This is a genomic window from Nonomuraea sp. NPDC052116 (genome assembly GCF_040680035.1).
In the GTDB taxonomy this organism is placed as follows: Bacteria; Actinomycetota; Actinomycetes; order Streptosporangiales; family Streptosporangiaceae; genus Nonomuraea; species Nonomuraea angiospora_A.
Map to the genome: position 1 here is coordinate 227367 of NZ_JBFAWA010000017.1, position 21347 is coordinate 248713.

22 protein-coding genes are annotated in these 21347 nt (G+C 71.7%); 14 read left to right on the plus strand and 8 right to left on the minus strand.

Annotated features, from left to right (window positions below):
• Nucleotides 1-4: 4 nt before the first annotated feature.
• A complete protein-coding gene (locus tag AB0L65_RS30915) occupies nt 5-382 on the minus strand; it encodes a MerR family transcriptional regulator (protein WP_350742754.1) in 378 nt (125 codons plus the stop codon).
• Nucleotides 383-432: 50 nt separating this feature from the next.
• On the opposite strand from AB0L65_RS30915, the gene AB0L65_RS30920 reads away from it, so the two are divergent.
• The 7 genes from AB0L65_RS30920 (at nt 433) to AB0L65_RS30950 (ending at nt 6485) form a co-directional block, all read left to right on the plus strand.
• Nucleotides 433-1317, plus strand: a complete 885-nt coding sequence (locus tag AB0L65_RS30920; protein WP_364252136.1) for an NAD(P)-binding domain-containing protein — start codon at nt 433-435, stop codon at nt 1315-1317.
• Nucleotides 1314-1745 carry a PPOX class F420-dependent oxidoreductase gene (locus AB0L65_RS30925; protein WP_364252139.1) on the plus strand — a complete coding sequence of 144 codons (432 nt, stop codon included), beginning with the start codon at nt 1314-1316 and terminating at the stop codon, nt 1743-1745. The genes AB0L65_RS30920 and AB0L65_RS30925 overlap by 4 nt, the downstream gene beginning before the upstream one ends.
• A 105-nt stretch (nt 1746-1850) precedes the next feature.
• Nucleotides 1851-3272 (plus strand): MFS transporter, encoded by a 1422-nt coding sequence (locus AB0L65_RS30930; RefSeq protein ID WP_364252142.1) that lies wholly within the window; start codon nt 1851-1853, stop codon nt 3270-3272.
• A 4-nt stretch (nt 3273-3276) separates the two neighbouring features.
• Nucleotides 3277-3753: a GNAT family N-acetyltransferase gene (locus AB0L65_RS30935; protein WP_364252145.1), complete on the plus strand. Its 477-nt coding sequence runs from the start codon at nt 3277-3279 to the stop codon at nt 3751-3753.
• A 65-nt stretch (nt 3754-3818) separates the two neighbouring features.
• Nucleotides 3819-5201, plus strand: a complete 1383-nt coding sequence (locus AB0L65_RS30940) for an SUKH-4 family immunity protein (RefSeq protein WP_364252148.1) — start codon at nt 3819-3821, stop codon at nt 5199-5201.
• Between the two features lie 42 nt (nt 5202-5243).
• Entirely contained in the window at nt 5244-5969 is a 726-nt protein-coding gene (locus AB0L65_RS30945) for a hypothetical protein (protein WP_364252151.1), read from the plus strand.
• 3 nt (nt 5970-5972) lie between these two features.
• A complete protein-coding gene (locus AB0L65_RS30950) occupies nt 5973-6485 on the plus strand; it encodes an ATP-binding protein (protein ID WP_364252154.1) in 513 nt (170 codons plus the stop codon).
• Nucleotides 6486-6652: 167 nt separating this feature from the next.
• Here the strand turns inward: AB0L65_RS30950 and AB0L65_RS30955 are convergent, their stop codons facing one another.
• The 6 genes from AB0L65_RS30955 to AB0L65_RS30980 form a co-directional block, all read right to left on the minus strand.
• The gene (locus AB0L65_RS30955) at nt 6653-7867 is read right to left on the minus strand and encodes an MFS transporter (RefSeq protein WP_364252157.1); all 1215 of its coding nucleotides are present in this window, start codon (nt 7865-7867) and stop codon (nt 6653-6655) included.
• 10 nt (nt 7868-7877) lie between these two features.
• The gene (locus AB0L65_RS30960; protein WP_364252160.1) at nt 7878-9269 is read right to left on the minus strand and encodes an AlkA N-terminal domain-containing protein; all 1392 of its coding nucleotides are present in this window, start codon (nt 9267-9269) and stop codon (nt 7878-7880) included.
• Nucleotides 9270-9329: 60 nt separating this feature from the next.
• Nucleotides 9330-10904, minus strand: a complete 1575-nt coding sequence (locus AB0L65_RS30965) for a polyketide antibiotic transporter (RefSeq protein ID WP_364252163.1) — start codon at nt 10902-10904, stop codon at nt 9330-9332.
• On the minus strand, nt 10901-11791 hold the full coding sequence (locus AB0L65_RS30970) for an ABC transporter ATP-binding protein (RefSeq protein ID WP_364252166.1): 891 nt from the start codon (nt 11789-11791) through the stop codon (nt 10901-10903). The genes AB0L65_RS30965 and AB0L65_RS30970 overlap by 4 nt, the downstream gene beginning before the upstream one ends.
• Before the next feature lie 74 nt (nt 11792-11865).
• Nucleotides 11866-12321, minus strand: a complete 456-nt coding sequence (locus AB0L65_RS30975) for a transcriptional regulator (protein WP_364252169.1) — start codon at nt 12319-12321, stop codon at nt 11866-11868.
• 79 nt (nt 12322-12400) lie between these two features.
• Nucleotides 12401-13024, minus strand: coding sequence for an FMN-binding negative transcriptional regulator (locus AB0L65_RS30980; protein WP_364252172.1), 624 nt, complete (start codon nt 13022-13024; stop codon nt 12401-12403).
• Between the two features lie 56 nt (nt 13025-13080).
• Between AB0L65_RS30980 and AB0L65_RS30985 the strand changes: the two genes are divergently transcribed.
• Nucleotides 13081-14388 (plus strand): aminotransferase class I/II-fold pyridoxal phosphate-dependent enzyme, encoded by a 1308-nt coding sequence (locus AB0L65_RS30985; RefSeq protein WP_364252175.1) that lies wholly within the window; start codon nt 13081-13083, stop codon nt 14386-14388.
• A gap of 88 nt (nt 14389-14476) precedes the next feature.
• On the opposite strand, the gene AB0L65_RS30990 is transcribed toward AB0L65_RS30985, so the two are convergent.
• Entirely contained in the window at nt 14477-14869 is a 393-nt protein-coding gene (locus AB0L65_RS30990) for a hypothetical protein (protein WP_364252178.1), read from the minus strand.
• A 316-nt stretch (nt 14870-15185) separates the two neighbouring features.
• Here AB0L65_RS30990 and AB0L65_RS30995 point away from each other — a divergent pair, with 316 nt between their 5' ends.
• From AB0L65_RS30995 to AB0L65_RS31020, 6 genes are all read left to right on the plus strand, one after another.
• Nucleotides 15186-16094: a M23 family metallopeptidase gene (locus AB0L65_RS30995; protein WP_364252181.1), complete on the plus strand. Its 909-nt coding sequence runs from the start codon at nt 15186-15188 to the stop codon at nt 16092-16094.
• 240 nt (nt 16095-16334) lie between these two features.
• Complete coding sequence (lanL, locus tag AB0L65_RS31000) at nt 16335-19022, plus strand: class IV lanthionine synthetase LanL (RefSeq protein ID WP_364252184.1); 2688 nt, start codon at nt 16335-16337, stop codon at nt 19020-19022.
• Complete coding sequence (locus AB0L65_RS31005) at nt 19019-20800, plus strand: prolyl oligopeptidase family serine peptidase (RefSeq protein ID WP_364252187.1); 1782 nt, start codon at nt 19019-19021, stop codon at nt 20798-20800. Before lanL ends, AB0L65_RS31005 begins: the two co-directional genes overlap by 4 nt.
• A 90-nt stretch (nt 20801-20890) precedes the next feature.
• A complete protein-coding gene (locus AB0L65_RS31010; RefSeq protein ID WP_350742721.1) occupies nt 20891-21010 on the plus strand; it encodes an ALQxL family class IV lanthipeptide in 120 nt (39 codons plus the stop codon).
• A gap of 33 nt (nt 21011-21043) precedes the next feature.
• Entirely contained in the window at nt 21044-21163 is a 120-nt protein-coding gene (locus AB0L65_RS31015; RefSeq protein WP_350742719.1) for an ALQxL family class IV lanthipeptide, read from the plus strand.
• Nucleotides 21163-21297, plus strand: a complete 135-nt coding sequence (locus AB0L65_RS31020; protein WP_363978582.1) for an ALQxL family class IV lanthipeptide — start codon at nt 21163-21165, stop codon at nt 21295-21297. Before AB0L65_RS31015 ends, AB0L65_RS31020 begins: the two co-directional genes overlap by 1 nt.
• Nucleotides 21298-21347: the final 50 nt, after the last annotated feature.

The window sequence follows — 21347 nt, forward strand, 5'->3', positions numbered from 1 at the left end:
GGACTCAAGCATGTGACCCGCTCTCCACAACGCGCCGCTCCGTGGCGTCGATGTAGTCGCGGAGGGACTGGCGGGAGCGGGCGAGCGTGTCGATGTGCTCGTCCAGGCCGTGCAGGCGGGCCCGCAAGGTGTCCAGGAGCTCGGGGCAGGGCTCCAGGTCGGGGGCCGCGCCGGTGGCGCAGGGGAGCAGGTACGCGATCTCCTGGGTCGACAGCCCGGCTTCGAGCAGCCTGCGGATCTGGGTGACGGTCAGGACGGCGTCGTCGCCGTACTCGCGGTAGCCGTTGGTGCCGCGCTCGGGTTCGAGCAGGCCCTGGGCCTCGTAGTAACGCAGCTGATGCGTGTGGACTCCGGTCTGCCGGCTCAACTCCCCGATCAGCACGCTCGTTCCCCCTTGACCTTCATATCGGTATGAACGTTGAGGATTCTGCCATGAGCACCAACAACGCCAACCACACTCCCGTGACGGTCATCGGCCTGGGGCTGATGGGCCAGGCGCTGGCCGGAGCGTTCCTGCGCGCGGGGCATCCCACGACCGTGTGGAACCGTACGGCGGCCAAGGCCGACCAGCTGGTGGCCCAGGGCGCGACGCTCGCCGGCTCGGTCGGTGAGGCCGTCGCGGCCGGCCCGCTCGTGGTCGTCTGCGTCACGGACTACGACGCCGTGCACGGGCTGCTCGACCCGCTGGGCGCGGTTCTCGACGGCCGGGTCCTGGTCAACCTGGGCTCGGGTACGTCGCAGGGCGCCCGTGAGACCGCCGAGTGGGCGGCGCGGCAGGGCGGCGCCTACCTCGACGGCGCGATCATGGCCGTCCCCGCGGAGATCGGGGCGGACGCCGTCATCACCTACAGCGGGCCCCGGTCGGCCTTCGAGCAGTACGAACCCGCCCTGAGGAGCCTCGGTTCGGGAGCGACGTACCTCGGCGACGACCACACCCTGTCGGCGCTGCACGAGATGGCCGTGCTGAGCCTGATGTGGAACATCCTGAACGGATTCCTCCAGGGTGCCGCCCTGCTCGGCGCGGCGGGGGTGCGAGCCGGAGCGTTCGCCCCGCTCGCCGGCAAGGGGATCGAGATCGTGAACGGCTGGCTGGCGGACTACGCGGAGCAGGTCGACACCGGCACGTACCCGGCTCTGGACTCCACCATCGACACCCACCTGGCCGCGATGGACCACCTCATCCACGAAAGCGAGTCCCTCGGTGTCAGCGCCGAGCTTCCGAGGTTCATCAAGGCCCTGACCGACCGGGCCGTGGCCGACGGGCGCGGCGGCGACGGCTACGCGGCGATGGTCGAGCAGTTCCGCAAGCCGTCATGACCGGCACCCCGTTCGACCCGCGCACGCTGCTCGCGGAAAGCCGGCTGGGCGTCCTCGCGACGATCAAGTCGGACGGCCGCCCGCAACTCTCCCCCGTCATGCCCTTCTACGACAGGGAGGCCGAGGTCGTCCACGTCTCGATGACCGAAGGGCGGGCCAAGACGGCGAACCTGCGCCGGGACCCGCGGGCCGCGCTGGAGGTCACCAGCCCAGACGGCTGGTCATGGGCCACCGCCGAGGGCACGGTGACGCTCACGGGGCCGGGCGCCGATCCCCACGGTCCCGAGGTCGAGGCGCTGGTGGACTACTACCGCCGCGCCGCGGGGGAGCATCCGGACTGGGAGGAGTACCGGTCGGTGATGGTGTCCGACCGCAGGGTGCTCATGACGATGCGGGTCGAGCACGTGTACGGAGAAAGAGTCCGCTGACCGGCGGGCGTTTCGCCTTTTCCATGACCTCCCACGTAATCGCCACGGTACAGGTGCCGGCGGCATTGTCTATCTCGCAAGCGGCCACCACACCAGGAGAGCGACATGACCGCCGTCAAGGCACCCGAGTCCGCCGTCCCCCGGACGGCGGACCCCGGCCAGGGGACTTTGCTGGTCCTCCTGTCCGGCCTCTTCATCACCACCCTCGACTTCTTCATCGTCAACGTGGCGATCCCCGCCATCCAGCGGGACCTGCACGCCACGCCTTCGCAGATCCAGTTCGTGGTGGCGGGGTTCGGCGTCGCGCTGGCCGCCGGGCTGATCACCGCCGGCCGGCTGGGGGACCTGTACGGGCGGCGCCGGATGTTCGCGGTCGGCCTGGCCGGCTTCACGGTGGCGTCGGCGCTCTGCGGGGCGGCGCCCACGGCCGGGATCCTGATCGGCGCCAGGGTCGGCCAGGGCCTTGGCGCGGCGCTGCTGATGCCGCAGGTCCTGGCCATCATCAACACCACCTTCACCGGCGAGCACCGGGCCAAGGCGTTCAACGCCTACGGCGTCACGATGGGCTTCGGCGGCGTGTTCGGGCAGCTCATCGGCGGCGTGCTGATCAACGCGGACCTGGCCGGGCTGGGCTGGCGCACCATCTTCCTGATCAACGTGCCGGTGGGCGCGCTCGCCATCGCCCTGGTCCCGCGCCTGGTGCCCGAATCCCGCCTGCCGGGCGGCCCGAAGCTGGACCTGGCCGGTACGGCGCTCGTCTCGCTCGGCCTGGTCGCCATCGTCTACCCCCTCGTTCAGGGCCGCGAGCAGGGCTGGCCCGCGTGGACCTGGCTGTGCCTGGCGGCGGCGGTCGCCCTGCTGGCCTCGTTCGCGCTGCACCAGCGGCGGGTCGCCGCCCCGCTGGTGGACCCCGGGCTGTTCCGGCACCGCTCGTTCTCCGCGGGCACCGTGGTCAGCCTGCTGCACTCGATGACGATGGGCTCGTTCTTCCTGATCCTGGCGCTCTACCTCCAGCAGGGCCGCGAACTGGACGCCCTGGGATCGGGGCTCATCTTCCTTCCGCTGGGCCTCGGCTACTTCGCGTCCTCGACGCGGGCCGTCCGGCTCGCGGCCAGGCTCGGCCGCCAGGTCGTCGCGCTCGGGGCGCTGACCATGGCCCTCGGGTACGGCCTCCTCGCCCTGACCGCCACCGCCCTGGGCGAGCACGGTCCCATCGCCTGGATCATCCCCGGGCTCGTGGTCGCCGGCGCCGGAATGGGGCTGGTCATGGCCCCGTTGCCCGCACTCGTCCTGAACGGCGTGGACCCCAGGCACGCGGCCGCCGCCTCCGGCGTGCTGAGCACCGCGCAGCAGGCGGGTGGCGCGATCGGCGTGGCCGTGGTCGGCGTGGTCTTCTACGGCGCCCTGGGCGGCTACCCGCATGCCTTCGCCATGGGCCTGCTCCTCCTCATCGCGCTGGACGTGGCGGTCGCCGCCCTGGTCCAGGCCCTGCCCCGGCCGCGTGCCCGCACCGAAGGGGCAGAATGAGCCGGTGACCAGTCCCATCGAGGCACCCGCGCTCGTCCTGATCCCGTTGCGCCCGGAGCACGCCGACGAGATGGCCGTCGTGCTGTCGGACCCGGAGCTGCACACGTTCACCGGCGGCGCCCCGCTCACCGTGCCGGAGCTGCGCGCCCGCTACGAGCGGCTGGTCGCCGGGCCGCCCGGCTGGCGCAACTGGGTGATCCGGTCGCGGGAGGAAGAGCGGCTGGTCGGGTACGTGCAGGCCACGATCGACGGCCGGACCGCCGAGATCGCCTGGGTGATCGGCACACCCTGGCAGGGCCGCGGCCTGGCCACCGCGTCCGCCAGGGCCCTGGTCGACCAGCTCGTACGGGAGGGGATCGACACGATCGTCGCGCACATCCACCCCGACCACGCCGCCTCGGCCGCCGTCGCCACGGCGGCCGGCCTGCGTCCCACCGACCGGTGGCACGAGGGGGAGGTCCGCTGGGAACGTACCGTCTGATCCGTAAAGATCCCCTACCCTTGGGGGAACTTGATCTCAAAGGTCTGACGTCGGGGTGTTGAATCGTGGTCACGCACGAAGAGATGGTCGAGGCTTTCGGTGACGAGGGCCTGCTGCTGATGGACGTCGAGCAGTGCCGCGAGAAGGGGCTCTCGGAGGAGGACGTCCGGATCCTGTCCGAGGTCGGGCTGCCGGTGCGCGCGGACCAGGCGTTCACCACCTTCATCGCCGACGAACCGCGGGTGGGATCCCTCGTCGTGTTCAGGACGCCGGGCGGGGACCTCAACGTCCTCACGCTCGGCGGCACGTCGGGAGACACGGGCATGCGCTACTTCCTCGACATCCGCAGCGGCGTCGTCGGCCTGCTCTCGATGGACGAGACGCCGCAGGCGGAGAAGATCAACAGTTCTCTCGCGACCTTCGTCGAGTTCCTCTACCGGCTCAGGCTGCGCCAGCAGGCGTTGAACGGCGAGTCCCCCGAGGCCGGCAAGGACTACACGGAGAAGCTGTGGCTCTCCCTCAAGGAGCTGGACCCGGACGCCTTCGGCGAGGCCGAGGCCTGGTGGTCGATGGTGATGGACACCCTGATGAGCCGGAACCTCATCTCCGAGACCCGCGCGTTCCTCGAACAGCGCCGCGCCGAGGTCGCCGACACCGTGTCCAAGCCGATCGAGTTCGAGGAGGCCGTCTCGCCGCGCGGCACGCAGCGCGAGGGCTTCGACCGGGCGCTCAGCCGGTTGGAGCACGAGGGCTGGCAGATCGTCGACGCCGAGCGCTTCGCGTCCGACACCGCGACCAGCGGCCTGCTGAGCCCGTGCGCCGACCACTTCACCCCGGACGGGACGCTGGCCGACGACGTGCCGCTCGCGTGGCGGGGCGGGCTGCCCTCCAACATCCAGGCGGCGTTCGCCCGTGAGGGGCTCGTGGTCTCCGTTCCCGGGCAGGCGGGTCAGGAAGACGACTACGACGCGCTGCTGGAGATGGACGCCGACGAGCTGGCCGAGCACAGCGACGCCCTGATGGACTCGCTCATCGCCTCGGTCCACGGCCTGAACAAGCCGGAGGAAGGGGTCGTGACCTGCCTGGCCGCCGACCGGTCGTCCGACCTGTGCCGGATCTCGGCGGCCTTCGACCGGCTGACCGCGCACGGCTACCTCGCCGAGCCCGACCTCTGGCCGACCGCCTCCGGCGCCTGGCAGCAGGTCCACGAGGCGGCCGCCGCCGCCGGGCAGCCGCCCAGGGCCGTCTTCTGGACGACGCAGTCGCACACGACGAGCTTCGACGCGTACGGCGATCTGGTGGACGAGCTCGTCCTGCAGTGGACCGGCGATCGGGACCTGATCGCGCAGGCGCTGGCCGGCACCGGGCTCGAGGTGGAGGTTCCCGAGCACGAGAGCACCGCGTTCCTCCTGCGCCCGGCCTCGGAGGGGCGTTTCGAAGTTTCTTGATGTGAGCCGTCGCCCGCTGCGGGGCTCTGTACCGTGCTGCCGGTGAAGATCCAGAAGATGGGAACCCGGCCGTGGCCGGCCGCCGGCGCGGCGATGATCACGGTGCTCGCGGGGGTGGCCGGCCCGGCCCGGGCGGGGGAGAACTACGGGGAGTACTCCCGGTTCGCCGACCGCAGCGCCGGACAGTACTGGTCCGACGGGCAGGCGGCCGGGCAGTGGACCTGGAAGCCCCTGTCGTCCACGACCTCGGAGATCAGCTGGGGCGATCCGAAGAAGTGGCCGCCGGACTCCGCGGAGAAGTTCGTACGCGACGGCGACTGGCTGACGCTGGACGGGTGGCGGGGGAACGGCACGTACTACACCGTCAGGGTGACCAAGGAGCAGATCGGCGACGCCAAGTGCAGCGACCTGCGTACGTTCGCCACGTCGGGTCCGCAGCACTACGTGAAGTGGGACATTCCCTCGCAGGGCTACTGCCTCAAGGCGTGGGGGACCATCACCGAGAAGTCGTCGGGGAAGGTCATCGACTTCGGCCACACCCAGATCTGGTCGCCGCCCGCGCCCTGCTCGAACCAGTACCTGAGCGGGAAGACCTGCATCAAGCAGTGGGAATCCTGGTGGGACAACAAGGACGCCCCGGGCAAGCCGATCACCAGGAAGCTGGACCGCGACCAGCACATCGCCCGCGGCCTTGGCATGGCGTTCAAGATCCAGCAGTATTTCCCGAAGGACTGGAAGTCGGAGGCACGCTCCTACTGGACCTGGTGATCCATGATCGTATGGCTGAACGGGACGTTCGGCGCGGGTAAGACGAGCACCGCGAGGGAGCTCGTCCCGCTCGTTCCGGGTGCCCGCTACTTCGATCCCGAGCAGGTCGGCTTCATGCTGCGGACCGTCTCCGACCTCCCGCGCGTCGGTGACTTCCAGCATTGGACGCCGTGGCGGGGCCTCGTCGTGGAGACCGCGGCGCGGCTGCTCGACTACGTGGGCGGGGCGCTCGTGATGCCGCAGACCGTCCTGGTCGAGGAGTACTGGCGGGAGATCAGCGCCGGCCTGCGGGAGGCCGGCATCCCCGTGCACCACTTCGTGCTCCACACCGACCAGGAGACCCTGACCCGCCGGATCGAGGCCGCGGACGACGTGTCGGCCCGGAAATGGCGGCTGGAGCACCTGCCGGCGTACGCGGACGCCTTGCCCTGGCTCAGCCGCGAAAGCCAGGTCGTCGACACGACCGAGCAGCCGCCCGCCGAGGTGGCCAGGACGATCGCGAACCGGCTCGGCTGAGGGTGTTCATCCACAGGTGTGTGCCCAGGCCGGTGGACAGCCGGGCGGAGGCGGTCGCGGGCTGTGGTATGGCGACGCCAAGCCCTGATTCTCCAGCATTCCGGCCCTGCCGGGGCGTTTGGCGCAGGTGCTTCCGCCGCCCCTGGTGAGGGCCCGTACGGGCCTGGTTATCCACAGGAGGAGCCGGTTATCCACAACTGGCGGCCCTCGCGGACGAACAGCAGGGCGAAGGCGGGAAGGGCCGCCAGAACGCTCATCAGGATCACTGCCCCCGCCAGGTTGCCCGCCACCAGCAGCGGGGTGACCACGGCGGCCCCGACGGGCGGGGTCGCCTGCATCATCGTGCGGAAGACGCCGAAGACCCGGCCGCGCTGGGACGGCGGGATGCGCTCCATGCGCAGCGATTGCGCCCAGACGGTCATGGGGGCGCTGAACATGCCGATGACCAGGAAGCCCGCGGCCACCGGGAGCCAGTCGGGCGACCCCAGCGCCGCCAGGAACCCTGCCGCCGCCACCAGCTCCACCACCGCGATCGCGACCAGCCTGTCGATCCGCGGCCGCCAGGCCCCGGCCACGAACCCGCCCAGGAGCTCACCGGCCGACAGGGCGGCCATGAGGAGCGAGAGTGCGGCGCCGTCGCCCGGAAGCTGCTCCTTGGCCAGCCACGGGGCGACCACCATGGTCATCGCGCCTTCGGCGATGTTGAAGGCCATGAAGGCGAGCGTGGTGCCGATGAGGACCCTGTCCCGGAAGACCGTCACGCGTTCGGCCTGGGGCGCCGGCTTCGCGTGCGGGCGCAGGGGGCGGCGGATCAGGGCCACGGCCACGGCGAAGCAGGCGTAGGTGGCGGCGTCCAGGGCCAGGAGGTTTGCCGGGCCGAGGGTGCTCAGGAGCGGGGCGGCCAGGGTGAAGCCGATGATGCCGGACAGGGAGTAGCTCACGGATTCGAGCGCGTTGGCGGCGTCGCGTTCGCGCGGGGCGACCAGGTCGGGGATGGCGGCCGGGACCGCCGCCATGGGGACCATCTTCAGCAGGCCGTAGAGGGCGGCGACGAGGAAGGGGAGCCAGGCCGGCACGGTCGCGACGGCCGCCGCGAAGGGGATGGATCCGACGGCGACACCGCGCAGCACGCTGTCGGTGATCAGCGCCGCCCGCTTGTCGAACCGATCGAGCAACGGCCCCGCGACCAGGCCGCCGACCACGACGGGAGCGGTGTAACAGACGGCCAGGAAGCCCAGCTTCGCCGTTCCGCCGGGCTGGGCCAGGACCAGCCAGGACAGGGCCACGAACGTCATGCTGTCGCCCACCACCGAGACGGACGCGCCGAGCCAGAGGCTGCGGAAGTCACGCCTGTTCTTGAGGAGGGACAAATAGGTCGACACGAAAGGTTCCTCAGGGGGTGTGGGCGCGTGGCGCGCTCAGGTGCTGCATCGCGTACGAGCGCCAGGGCCGCCAGCGGTGCGCGTCCCCGGCCGTCAGCCCGAGGCGGTGCAGTCCCTCCTGCACGGCCGGGTCGGAGGGGAGGAAGACGTCGGGGTCGCCGAAGGCTCGCATGCGGATCCGTGCCACGGCCTCCACGTCCATGCCCGGCAGGGCCAGGAGCTCGCGTTCGACCTGGTCGCGATCGGCTTCTGGGCCGAGGTGGAGGGTCCCGGCGGTCAACGCGCGGGCCAGGGCGGTGACCGGGGCCGGCGCGTCGGAGCTCGCCAGGGCCTCCATGCGGGGGAAGGCATGAGTGACGCCGGCCGCTGGATGGGGGAGTCGGGTGCCGTAGGTGCGGACCAGGCGGGCGAGCCGGGATCGGCCGGTGGGGGTCTCCTCGTTCAGGATCGCGCGGATCGCCATCTCGGCCGCGTCCACCTGGCCGGGCACGCGCCTGCCGGGAGTCCGCGCCACCACGGCGGCGAGGCGCGGGTCGCGGGTCAGATGGTCGGAGATGTCGCGAGGGTCGGCGTCCAGGTCCAGGAGGTGGCGGCAGCGCCGTACCGCCGCCGCCAGATCCTTCATGTCCTCCAGGTGGAGCTCGCAGGAGACGTACGTGCGCGCGGGCCGGAGCGTGACGAGGCCGAGGCCGTGCGGAAGGGTCAGCGAGCGGCGGTAGCAGTGGACGGTGACGTCCTCCAGGCCGGGGATCGCGCGGGTGGCGAGGTAGGAGAACAGGGCCGACAGGTCCAGGGGCGGGCGGTAGGTGAGGCGTAGCCGTACCGCGCCGGGTGGGCGGCGGGCGGAGGGAGTGCCCCGCAGGGCGGTGGGTGTCGTGCCGTAGACCCTGCGGACGGTGTCGTTGAACTGGCGGATCGAGGAGAAGCCGGCGGCGAACGCTATCTCGCTCGCGGGCAGGTCCGTGGTCTCCAGGAGCGTTCTGGCGGTGGCCGCGCGCTGTGCCCGGGCCAGGGCCTGCGGGCCCGCGCCCAGGTCGGCGGTGAGCTGGCGGTGCAGCTGGCGCTCGCTGTAGCCGAGCCGGGACGCCAGGCCGGCGACGCCTTCGCGGTCCACGAGCCCGTCGGCGATGAGCCGCATGGCGCGGCCCACCACGTCCGCCCGGACGTTCCACTCGGGGGAGCCGGGGGCGGTGTCCGGGCGGCAGCGCTTGCAGGCGCGGAAGCCCGCCTCCAGGGCGGCCGCGGAGGAGGGGTAGAAACGGACGTTCTCGCGCTTGGGCAGGGCGGCCGGACAGCTCGGGCGGCAGAAGATGCCGGTGGTCACGACGGCGACGAAGAACCGGCCGTCGAATCGGCCGTCGCGGCTTCTGAGCACGGAATACGCGTCTTCGTCGGTGAGCACGCGGACCACTCTTCCGGTTCCGCCGCCGCGCCCACTAGTGGAAATCGGACATCAAGCAGCTCAGCCCAGGTCGCGGTCGCGGAGGCGGATCAGGGCGGTGGCGACGAGCAGCGCGGTCAGCGCGAGGATCACCGTCGCCGGAGCCGCGGTGAACGGCTCGCCCGACACCGTGTTGGGCGTGTAGTGGAACGGCTCCACGCGGCTCCAGCCCCACAACCCGATCAGCGGTCCGACCAGGTCGCCCACCACAATGACCGCGCCCCAGACCGTCCACGAGAGCGCCACCGACACCCGCGGCAGCACCCCCACGGCGAAGGCGGCGAACGCTCCGACGAGCCAGGCGGCCGGTACGTGTTCGAGTGCCGCAGCCAGGACCCGGCCCACCGCCGGATCCCCCATGACCAGCGAATAGATCAGCCCCGTGACGAACCCGCCGAGGGCCAGCAGCGCCAGCGTGCCGAGCGCGGCCACGGCCAGGTGCGCCGCCGCCCAGCGCAGCCGGCTCACCGCGGTGGACAGCAGGGCCTCGGCGTGGCCGGAGGACTCCTCGTGGTGCAGCCGGAGCGTGGCGAGCACCGGGTAGAGCGCGACCGTGTACGCCAGCAGGAGCACGATGATCCACAGGTACGCGTCCACCGGATCCCCCGACGGACCCCCGTACCGGTGCAGGAAGGCGTCGAGGACCCATCCGGGCTGCTCCGCGAGGCGGGGCGCGACGCCGCTGAGACCGGAGAAGAGCGCGGCGGCGGCCATCACGCCCGCGGCCCACTTGGCCAGCAGGCCGCGCTGGAGGCGCCAGGCCAGGCTGAACGGCCCCTTCAGGTACGGTCCCGTGGCCGGCCCAGGACGTACGGGCAGCAGGCCCGCGTCCAGGTCGCGACGGGCGGACAGCGCGTACGCGAGCGCCAGCAGGACCCCCGTCGCCACCAGCGACACGATCAGCGGCCACCACCGGTCGGCCGAGTAGGCCCGCACCAGGTGGCTCCAGCCGAGCGGCGAACTCCACGTCAGCCAGGTCGCGCCCGAGGCGTCGCCGAGGTAGCGCAGCACGTAGGAGACGCCGAGCGCGAGCAGTCCGAGCGTGGTGGCGGTGCGCGCGGTCTGCACGAGCTGGGAGGCCACCGCGCCGATCGCGGCGAAGACCCACCCCGCCGCCGTGATCGCGGCCCCGTACGCGAGCGACCCGGCCACCTCCATGCCGATCGCGACGAGGACGCCCGCGGTGAGCGCCCCGGCGACCAGCGCGGCTACGGCCGCGGTGACGAGGGCCGCAGTGAGCGGCGCGGCCCTGCCGATCACGCCGGACAACATCAGCTCCTGCCGTCCGGACTCCTCCTCCGCCCTGGTGTGCCTGATCACGATGGTCAGGGCCATCCAGGCGGTGAGCAGGAAGAGCAGGCCGCCGCTGCGCCAGGCCGCCATCGCGCCGACCGAGGGTTCGGCGACGGGGCCGCCGAGGCCGAGGAAGATCGGGTTTTCGGAGATCACCCGCGCGTACACGCGCAGCGCCTCCTGAGTGGTGAAGTAGCGGTCGATGTAGGAGACCAGGCCCGCGCCGAGCATGACGACGACGAGGATCCAGACGGCCGAGCGGAGGCGTTCGCGTCGGGCGGCCAGCCCGAGGAGCACGGTCATCGCGCGGCCCCCTGGTAGTGGCGTAGGAACAGGTCCTCCAGGCTCGGCGGACTGCAGGTCAGGCCGCGTACGCCGATCGCGGACAGCCGGGCGAGCAGCCCGTCGAGCGCGTCGGAGTCGGCCTGGCACGTGAGGCGGCCGTTCTCGACCAGCACGTCGTGCACGCCGGGCAGGTCGCTCAACGGGCCGGGGGAGCCCGCCAGGTCGGCGGTGATCGAGGTGCGGGTGAGGTGGCGCAGGCCGGAAAGGGTGCCCGACTCCACGGCGCGGCCCGCGCGGATGATCGTGACCCGGTCGCACAGGGCCTCGACCTCGGACAGGAGGTGGCTGGACAGCAGGACCGTGCGCCCCGCCCGCTGCTCCTCGATCACGCTGGTACGGAAGGCGGCCTCCATCAGCGGGTCGAGCCCCGCGGTCGGCTCGTCGAGGATCAGCAGCTCGGCCCGGGAGGAGAAGGCGGCGACCAGCGCCACCTTCTGGCGGTTCCCCTTGGAGTAGGTGCGGGTCCTCTTGCGCGGGTCCAGCTCGAACCTGTCCATCAGCTCGGCGCGGCGCCGCTGGTCGAGCCCGCCCCTCGCCCGGCCGAGCAGGTCGATCACCTCGCCTCCGGTGAGCGCGGGCCACAGGGTCACGTCGCCCGGTATGTACGCCAGGCGCCGGTGCAGTTCGGTGGCCTGCCGCCACGGGTCGCCGCCGAGCAGCCTGACCGTGCCGGAGGTGGCCCTGATGAGGCCGAGGAGGATGCGGATGGTCGTGGACTTTCCCGCGCCGTTCGGGCCGAGGAAGCCGTGCACCTCGCCGGCGCGTACGGACAGGTCGAGCCCGTCGAGCGCGCGGGTCGCGCCGTACGACTTCGTCAGTGCGGTGACCGAGATCAAGTCGTCCATGGGGATTTCCTTGTGAGAAGGCATGGCGGGACGGCGGCGTGGCCGCAGAGAGCCCGCCGCGTCCGCTCTGGGTTTCAGTCGGAGGCCTGGTCGAGCACCTTGGCGAGGCCGGCGATGGCGGTCCTGGCCGACTCGATGCGCCTGGTCTGCGCCTCGTCGGTCCAGCCGAGCCGCAGGCCCTCCGCGGCCAGCTCGTCGAACGCGATGAACGCGGCGAGCTTCTGCCGGATGACCTTGGACCAGGCGTCGTCCTCGATCTGGTAGTAGACGTTCCGCTCCCCTGGCTTGCGGAACCTGCGGATGAGCTTGATGGACGTCAGGAGGTGCATGTTCGTCGTCAGCGACGCGCGGCTCGCGCCGATGGCGTCGGCGATGTCGCTCGCGGTCTGCGCCGGCGGGTCGCACGCCATGAGCCAGCCCAGGACGCGGCCGGTGATCGGGGCGAGTCCCCATTCCTCGGAGACGAACGCGGCCACCCGCTCGACCCATTCGAGCACCTGCTCGCGGTCAGGGCCGTCCTGCGTACTCATGCGGTCATCCTAACGTTCAGCCTTCTAGCCAGTAATTTCAGACTAGACTGAAACAACTGGCAATGGCAAGCCGATGTGCTCACCGCGCGTGGGTCATCCGCCTGAGCTGCTGTGTTCGCGCGCCGGCGTCGCCCGGCAGGTCCCGCTCGGCGAGCCCGTCCGCGATCCGCTCGCGGAACTCGACCGGCCGGTGGTCGTCGTACTTGAACTTGGCCCGCACCTCCACCACCTCCAGCCGCAGCCCCCGGATCGCCGAGAGCATCTTCCGGTACGGCCCCGCGTCCGCGGCCACCTCGCCGTGCCCGCCGCCGGGCTCGTGGTGGGCCAGCTGGCGGCGCAGGATCTCGGCCTTGCCCTCCTTGTCGTCCACGATCCGGGCCTGGCAGGTGAGCTGGACCGAGGCGTAATAGCTGGTCGGCACGCCGGTCTCCGGGGTGTCGGAGCGCCAGCCCGACGGGATGTAGGCGTAGTCGTCATGCACGGTCACCACCACGGCCGGGTTGGCCTCCAGCGCGGGCCAGATCGGGTTCGGCCTGGCCAGATGGAGCACGACCGCGCTCCCGTCGAACAGGAAATGCGTCGGCGCCACGACCGGCGGGCCGCCGTCCACGCCGTTCGCGGCGAGCTGCCCGAAGTCGCGCGTACGCAGCCAGGCCCGCCATTCGTCGCCGTCGTGAGCTGCGTCCCAAGGATGAATGAGCACCCCATACCTCTTTGTATTAGTACATAATGGATTTTGTGCCAGAAAAGTACCTGATTGTGGGTGGGACTGCCAGCGAGCTCGCGGCCGGGGTCGAGGCCGCCGTGTCGGAGGGGCGGCTGTCACCAGGCGCGATGCTCCCGCCGGTGCGCGAGCTGGCCTCCCGGGCAGGGGTCAGCCCCAACACGGCGGCGGCCGCGTACCGGCTGCTGCGCGAGCGCGGCGTCATCGAGACCGCCGGGCGGCGCGGCACGCGGGTCAGGCCGCGCCCGGCCAGCACGTTCCGGGAGGAGATCCGCATCGAGGTGCCTCCTGGCGCGCGCGACCTGTCCACGGGCAACCCCGACCCGGCCCTGCTGCCGCCCCTGGGGGACGCCCTCGCCGCCGCGGCCCGCGCGCACGAGGAGCGGCCCGCCATGTACGGGACGGGCGACGACGAGGAGCTGATCGCCCTGGCCGGCGAGCGGCTGCGCGCGGACGGCGTACCGGCCGGCCCGCTGGCGATCACCTCGGGCACCCTCGACGCGGTCGAACGGGTGCTGGCCGCCCAGTTGCGCCCCGGCGACGCGGTGGCCCTGGAGGATCCGAGCTGGACGGCCCTGCTCGACCTGGTCGGCGTCATGGGGCTGCGTCCCGTGCCGATGCGGGTGGACGACGAAGGCCCCCTGCCCGACGAACTCGGCCGGGCCCTGCGGGCCGGGGTCCGAGCCGTCGTGATCACGGCCCGCGCCCAGAACCCGTTCGGCGCCGCCGTCTCCGCCGAACGGGCCGGGGCCCTGCGCGAGGTGCTGGCGGCGTACCCGGGGGTGCTGCTCGTCGAGGACGACCACGGGTCCGGCTTCGTGGACCTTCCCCTGCACCCGCTGGCGGGGGTCACGCAGCGCTGGATTCTCACGCGTTCGACGGCCAAGGCCTTCGGCCCCGATCTACGCGTTGCCCTGACCACCGGCGACCCGGTCACGCTCGGCCGGCTGCGCGGCCGCCAGCGCCTGGCCGCGGGCTGGGTCAGTCACCTGCTGCAACGCGCCGTCGCGCACCTCTGGCGTACGGACGCGGTGGACACGGCGGCGGTGGCGGCCTCGTACGCGCGGCGCAGGGACGGCCTGGTGACGGCGCTGGCCGGGCGCGGCATCCCGGCGCACGGGCGCACCGGGCTCAACGTGTGGGTCCCCGTCCCGGACGAGGCCACCGCGATCACCCGCCTGCTCGCCCGCGGCTGGGCCGTCGCGCCCGGCGCCCGCAACCGCATCGCCACGCCGCCCGCCATCCGCCTCACCGTCTCGACCCTGGCTGCCGACGAGGTGGACCGGCTCGCGGACGACGTCACCGCCGCCCTGCGCCCGTCCTCGAGCGGCCGGTACGGCTAGGCCCGGGACGGATACCGGGCTTCCGCGAGGTCCTCGGCGAGGTCGTCCAGCGTGAGGTCGGCGTTCAACGTGGTGACGACCGCCTGCGTCAGGGGCCGGCCTCCCGCCACAGGCAGGCGGTCACGACGGGCAGGCCGTCCTCGTCGTGGAACGCGGGCTCCTCCACGCAGCGGCGGAAGACATCAGGCACCGAGTCGAGCACACCCGGCCACGGCCCGTCGTTCCCGTAGGGGCTCATCGCCGCCTCGTGGTCGAAACCGCGCACGTACGCGCCGCCCGCCACGAACACGATGGAGTATTCGTCTCCGGAACCGTTCCGCATGGACGCCATCTCCTCTCCCGGGGCCCAACCGGCGTCGAAGGAGTGGCGGCGGCTCTCCCAGTCCGGGCTCAGGATGGCCTCCAGCACGGCCATGGATCGGCAGAAGTCACGGAGCACGGGGATCTCGGGGAGAAGCCGGGCGACGTCATGAGCATTCATGTGCCCCATCCAACCGGCAAAGAGGCCCTTAAATAAGAGGTGGCCGAATCTATAATTTTGGGCGTACATAAACTAGGCTCACCATCGGATTGGCCGAAGTGGGCTGCGGTTTTGATAAGTACTTGACGGCAAGTTGAAGAGCCGCAAAATTTCATCTCCGTAGAGATTGATGAAGAGAACTTTCAGGGCTATCTTCATGATCGACCGCCCTCCCCCACGGGCGGTGAGGTGTCGAAATGCTGCCATATCGCAAATCGACACCATCGGAACCGGGTGCCCAACCGTATCCCCCCAGCACCTGTTCAGAGAGGTGAGCATGCCCACAATCGGCAGGCCGACCTGGCCGAAGGCCCTCAAACCCGCGATCACCGTCCTGTTGGTCACCGTCGCGGCAGCGCTGATTCCCCAGGCCGCCTCAGCGCAGGACGCCAGCGTCCTGGCTGTGTCTCACAAGAGCCCGTTCAACTGCGGAAAGACCTTCTACGCCAACAACTGGACCGGGACCCCCGCCCACAACCCGTCCGGTTCTATCGACTGGCAGGACTACGGCGGCGACGACATCAACGGCGAGACCGTGCGTGCCACCGCCGCGGGCACCGCGACCTTCAGCGACGCGGGAAGCACCAGCTACGGCAAGTGGATAGAGATCCGGCACAGCGACGGCACCAGGACCCGCTACGCCCACCTGGCGACCATGGTGAGGTCGGCCGGCAGCACGTTGACCGTCAGCCAGGGCACCGTGATCGGGACCGTCGGCTCGACGGGCGGCTCGAACGCGCCGCACCTGCACTACGAACAGCGGACCTCCACCGGTGCGATGGACACCAGCCCGACCGTGGACGGCGTGACCGTGTCCCTGGGCCAGAAGAAGGCCATCACGAGCACCAACGGCTGCGGCGGCAGCAACCCCTACACCCCCGAGGAGGTCTGCGGCAGCGGCTACTCGGTCATCGACTCGGCCGCTCTCACGGGTGGCCGCACGTACCTGCTCTACAACTCGGGTAACGGCTACAACTGCGTCGTGACGCTGAAGTCGACGAACCTCGGCTCGGCGTCGGCGGTGTCGGCCTTCCTGGAGCCGCAGAACGAAAGCAGGACGACCGACTCGGGCAGCTACGACTACTACGCGGGTCCCGTCAGGCGCGACGCGGCCGGGCAGTGCGTCAAGTGGGGCGGCTCGGTCGGCAGCAGCTCCTACACCAGTGGCTTCGAACACTGCGATTAAGAGCGTGACGTCAATGGCCACTCCCCGGTCGCGGGGGGTGGCCATTGCGCTGTTCGGGGCGGCGCGACGTTCCGGCAGGTGAGCGGCCCCGGCCAAACGGGAAAGGAGATTCACGCAAGACGACGCCCAACCGGTTCCAACTCCTGTCCAAGATGGCTACAAGTCCCCACGCCTATACCTGATGTCGATCAGCCGATGGCCCCGGGCCCGCGCTGATCATCCAGTGGATAGGGGAGCAACGTGGGGGAAGACCAGACCGGCGTGGATCGGCACGTCCTGGAGGACGTCGCCAAAGCGGCCTTGGCAAGAGCCGGCCGGGCCGCGAAGGAAGAGGACGCCTGGGAGATCCGCACCCGCAGGCCGTGGACGTACGTGACTCCGGCAGGCGCGGCGAACCGGTCGCAGGGTTGGAAGCTGCACGTCTCGGCGACGCCGCTGTCGGCGCCGGTGGTGCTGGCGCGTGCGGTGGAGGTGCTGGCGCGGCACCGCTGCTCGTTCAAGTTCGCCGCGACGCTGGCCGAGCTGTCCGGCCTGGTGGCCAGGGAGCAGGACCGCGGGTCGGTGGGCAAGTTCATCACCGTCTACCCGCCCGACGACCGGGCGGCGACCGTGGTCGCCGAGGAGCTGCACGCCGCCACCCTGGGCCTGCCCGGGCCGCCCATCCTGTCCGACCGCGCGTACAAGCCGGGCAGCCTGGTCCACTACCGCTACGGGGTGTTCTCCGCGCCCTCCGTGCTGGACAACGACGGCTCCTACGCCTCGCAGCTGACCGCCCCCGACGGCACCCAGGTGACCGACAAGCGCAACGCCTGGTACTCGCCGCCCCCGTGGGCGCCGTGCCCGTTCGAGTCGGGCAAGGCTCCGGTACGGGTGGCCGCGCCGCAGGCGGTGCTGCTGGCCGACCGGTTCGTGGTGCGCCAGGCCGTACGGCACAACGCCAAGGGCGGGGTCTTCCTGGCCGAGGACCGCGACACCGGCGGGAACGTGATCGTCAAGCAGGCCCGGCCGCACGTCGGCGCCAGGATGAACGGACATGACGAGCGCGACGCGCTGCGCCACGAATGGCGGATGCTCGACCTGTTCGGGCCGCTCGGCGTCACGGCGCGCAAGGTGACGCTGTTCGACAAGGACGACAACCTGTTCCTGGTCCAGGAGCGCATCGAGGGGACCGTGCTCACCGTCTGGGCCGGCGAGCGTGGAGCCGAAGGCCCGGACCCGCGCCGGCGGGAGACGGTGCTGGGCCTCGTGGGGCGCCTGACCGAGCTGGTGGCGACGGTCCACGAGCGCGGCTACATCGTGCGCGACCTGACCCCGAACAACATCATCGTCACCGAGGACGGCGACTGCCGGCTGATCGACCTGGAGACCGCGGCGAGGCCCGGCACCCTGGTCGGGCGCACCCACACCCCCGGCTACGCGCCGCCGGAGCAGGAGAACTCCCCCGCCCTCGGCCCCTGCCCCGGCGTCGAAGTGGACCTGTACGCCCTGGGCGCGACGGTGTTCTACCTGGTCACCTCCTGCCAGCCGATGCTGGTCAAGGATCAGGACGAGCACGTCAGACCGTGGGACTCCCGGGTGCGCACGCTGGTCGACGTGGCCGTCGCCGGCGATCCCGTGGCCACCGAGCTGGCTCCGATGATCCTGGGGTTGATGGCGGAGGATCCCGCCCGGCGATGGGACCTGGCCAGGGTCCGTACGTTCCTGGACGGCCTGACCACCGCCCCGGACGCGGGGAACGGTTACCGGCTCGCCACGGCCGACCAGGACCGGCTGCTGCACGACGGGCTGGCGTACACCCTGCGCACCATGGGCGGGGACGCGCGGCTGTGGCCCAGCACCGGGTACGGCGCCACCGCCGACCCCTGCGGCGTGCAGTACGGCGCGGCCGGCGTGCTCCAGCTGATGGCCTCCGTGCTGAGGACCTCCCCCCAGGAATCCCTCGCGACCGCCCTGCGCGACGGCGCGAACTGGATGATCCACCGCCTTGCGAGCGAGCGCCGCCCCTCTCCGGGGCTGTACTTCGGCCGGGCCGGCATGGCCTGGGCCCTGTACGAGGCGGGCACGGCACTCGACGACCACGACATCCGCTCGGCCGGCGTGGACCTCGCCCTCGACCTGCCCGTCAGCTGGCCGAACCCGGACATCTGCCACGGCCTGGCCGGCACCGGGACGGCGCTGCTGCACCTGTGGAACGCCACCGGCGACCCCAGATTCCGCGACCGGGCGGGCGACTGCGCCGACGAGCTGCTCAAGGTCGCGCAGCGCACCCCCGACACGGTCCTGTGGCCCATCCCCAAGGGCTTCGACTCCGCGCTGGCGGGCGTCGTGCACTACGGCTTCGCCCACGGCGTCGCCGGGGTCGGCGCGTACCTGCTGGCCGCCGGCGTCGCGCTCGGGCGCGAGGACTGCCTGGAGACCGCCGTCGCCGCGGGCCGTACCCTGCTGGACGCGGTCGACTACCACGGTGAGGCGGCCTGGTGGGGGGAGGGCCCGCACGGCGGGGCGAAGATGCCCCACTGGTGCAACGGATCCTCGGGGATCGGAACGTTCCTGGTCCGCCTGCACACGGTCACCGGCGACTGGGACGCGCTGGAGGTGGCCAGGGCCGCCGCCAGGGCGGTGCACGGCCACCGGCTGCGCTCCGGCACCGCGGCCTGCCACGGCCTGGCCGGAGACGGGCAGTTCCTGCTGGACCTGGCGGAGCTGGCCGACGATCCGATCTACCAAGAGCAGGCCGAGGAACTGGCCGCCGTGCTGTGGACGCGCGCCACCGTGCGCGACGGGCTGCTCGTGGTACCCGACGAGAACGCCCTTGAGGTGACGTTCGGCTGGAACACCGGGCTGGCCGGGGTGCTCGCCTTCCTGTGGCGGCTGCGCCACGGCGGTCCCCGCCCGTGGATGGTCTCCGACGAGGTGGCCGCGCGATGAGCACCGTCACCACCCTGCCCACGGAACTCAGGCGGATCAGCTTCCGGTTCTCCGGCAACGGGCGTCATGCCACCTGCCTGGCCGCGTACGGCCGTGACAAGCTCATGCCGGAGCTGTGGGACCTCACCGGTCCCGCGCCGCGGCCCCGCCTGTTACCCACCCGCGAAGGCGAGACCTCCTGGACGCTCCCGCTCCCGACCGGGGACGGCGACGTGCTGCTGTGCCGCCACGGCAAGGGGTCGGCGCGGCTGCTGCTCGCCGTCCCCGGCCCGGACGGCGCGCCGGCCGAGGAGTACGAGCTGCTCACCCCGCGCAGCGGAGGGCTCAGGCTCGTCGCCGGGGTCGCGCCGGGCACCGCCGCCCTGCTGTTCGAGAGCGGCGCGGACGGACGCACCACGGTGTGGCGCGTGTCAGGGCGCGCCGAGGCTCCCGAGCAGGTCGCCAGGCTGACCGGTGCGGTCGGCGGGGGAGTCTGGCTCGACGAGGACGGCCGGCGGCTCGCGCTGGCCCGCCCCGAGCCGGGCACCGGCGGCACGCTCGTCCTCGACCTCGCCACCGGCCTGCTGACGTCGCTCGACGGGCTGGCGGACGGCGAGCACCTGCTGATGGCCGCGCCGCGCACCGGTGTGCTGCTCACCGCGGCACAACGCGATGGAGCGTTCCTGCTCGGCGTCCGGCACCGCGACGACCCGGCGCCGACGGCGTTCCCCGAGCGGCTGAACCGCGTCGAGGGCACCGTCGCACCGCTGACCCTGGACCCCGACGGGCGGCACCTGGCCCTGTCGGTCGTTCGCCGCAGCCGCTCCGACCTGCTGCTGCACGACCTCGTGGCGGACACCGCCGTCGAGGCCGAGCTGCCGGCCGGGACGTTGCAGCCGCTGGCGCGTTGGACCGCCGGCGGGCTGCACCTGCTGCACAGCACGCCGGACCGCCCGCTCGGCGTGGTCACCCTGACCGACCCGCTCCGGCCCCGGGCGCGGGCCGCCGCCGAGGAGCAGGCGGGCGGCTGGGCACCGGCCCGTACCGTGGACCACCAGGGCCCGGCCGGGCCGATCGAGGCCATCGTGTACGGCGACCCAGCGACGAGCGAGCAGGTCGTCCTGGCGTTGCACGGCGGCCCGGAAGCCGCCTGGCCCTTCGGGTTCGATCCGCTGTTCCAGCGGATGGCCGCGGCGGGCATGGCGGTGGTCGCGCCCAACCAGCGGGGGAGCACCGGCTACGGCGCCGCGCACCGCGACGCCATCCACGGCGCGTGGGGCGGCCCCGACCTCGCGGACATCCTGCGGCTCGGGCGCACGCTGGCCGACGCGCGTGGCCCGGGCCGGCAACGGCCCATGCTGTACGGCATCAGCTACGGCGCCTACCTGGCCCTGCTGGCCGCCGCCGCGGAGCCGGACCTGTGGACCAGGGCCGCGGTCATCGCGCCGTTTCTGTCCGGGCGGGAGCTGTACCAGGACGGGGCGCAGCGCGTACGCACGCTGCTCGATCGGCTCGGCGGCTGCGCGGAGGCGGACGACGAGCTCGGCCCGCGCGACCTGGCCCGGCTGGCGGACCGGATGCGCCTGCCGATCATGATCATCCACGGCCTCCAGGACTCAATCATCCCGGTCGCTCACTCCCGGCGGCTGCACGGCCGGCTGCTGGCGGCCGGTCACCCGGTGCCGCCGGTCTACCTGGAGATCCCCGTGGCCGACCACGACCCGCTGGCCTCCGGCGACGGACATCTGGTCACCGGCCTGCTCATCGACTTCCTGAGCGGCAGGCCCGTCACCGCCTAGCGGGTGCTCACAGACTCCGGCCCGTCGACGCGGGCCGGCACCCCACGCCGTCTCGAAACGAGCGGCAACTACCCAAGAAAGGAGAACGCGATGGAAATCGACATCAAGGCGCTGGACATGCTCCCGGCCGCCGAGGAGGCCGCGCTGTGGCCCTGCCTCATCACCTGCGAGGTCAAGACCTGCAAGGACAGCTGCTGGGTCACCATCTGACGAAAAATCCCCATTACTGAAGGAGAGAACACCATGGAAATCGACATCAAGGCTCTCGACATGCTGCCGGCCGCCGAGGAGACCTCGCTGTGGCCCTGCGTCATCACGTGCTTCATCTCGTGCAAGAACGACAGCTGCTGGATCACCGTCTGATGGAAATCGACATCAAGGCCCTGGACATGCTCCCGGCCGCAGAAGAGTCCTGGCTGTACCCCTGCACGCTGAGCTGCTTCGGCGTGACGTGCGAGGGCGATGAGACCTGTTTCATCACCCTCAGCCTGTCCTAGTGAAATCCCCGGGTCACCGCCGCCGGCGGTGGCCCGCCGGGTCCGTCGAG

Bases quoted from the DNA above. Each gene is read 5' to 3' on its own strand.
- AB0L65_RS30950 (WP_364252154.1), top strand. From the start codon at position 5,973: ATGATCGTATGGCTGAACGGGACGTTCGGCGCGGGTAAGACGAGCACC.
- AB0L65_RS30970 (WP_364252166.1), bottom strand. From the start codon at position 11,791: ATGGACGACTTGATCTCGGTCACCGCACTGACGAAGTCGTACGGCGCG.
- AB0L65_RS31015 (WP_350742719.1), top strand. From the start codon at position 21,044: ATGGAAATCGACATCAAGGCTCTCGACATGCTGCCGGCCGCCGAGGAG.
- AB0L65_RS30920 (WP_364252136.1), top strand. From the start codon at position 433: ATGAGCACCAACAACGCCAACCACACTCCCGTGACGGTCATCGGCCTG.
- AB0L65_RS30990 (WP_364252178.1), bottom strand. From the start codon at position 14,869: ATGAATGCTCATGACGTCGCCCGGCTTCTCCCCGAGATCCCCGTGCTC.
- AB0L65_RS30975 (WP_364252169.1), bottom strand. From the start codon at position 12,321: ATGAGTACGCAGGACGGCCCTGACCGCGAGCAGGTGCTCGAATGGGTC.
- AB0L65_RS30995 (WP_364252181.1), top strand. From the start codon at position 15,186: ATGCCCACAATCGGCAGGCCGACCTGGCCGAAGGCCCTCAAACCCGCG.
- AB0L65_RS30965 (WP_364252163.1), bottom strand. From the start codon at position 10,904: ATGACCGTGCTCCTCGGGCTGGCCGCCCGACGCGAACGCCTCCGCTCG.
- AB0L65_RS30925 (WP_364252139.1), top strand. From the start codon at position 1,314: ATGACCGGCACCCCGTTCGACCCGCGCACGCTGCTCGCGGAAAGCCGG.
- AB0L65_RS30930 (WP_364252142.1), top strand. From the start codon at position 1,851: ATGACCGCCGTCAAGGCACCCGAGTCCGCCGTCCCCCGGACGGCGGAC.
- AB0L65_RS31005 (WP_364252187.1), top strand. From the start codon at position 19,019: ATGAGCACCGTCACCACCCTGCCCACGGAACTCAGGCGGATCAGCTTC.
- AB0L65_RS31010 (WP_350742721.1), top strand. From the start codon at position 20,891: ATGGAAATCGACATCAAGGCGCTGGACATGCTCCCGGCCGCCGAGGAG.
- AB0L65_RS31020 (WP_363978582.1), top strand. From the start codon at position 21,163: ATGGAAATCGACATCAAGGCCCTGGACATGCTCCCGGCCGCAGAAGAG.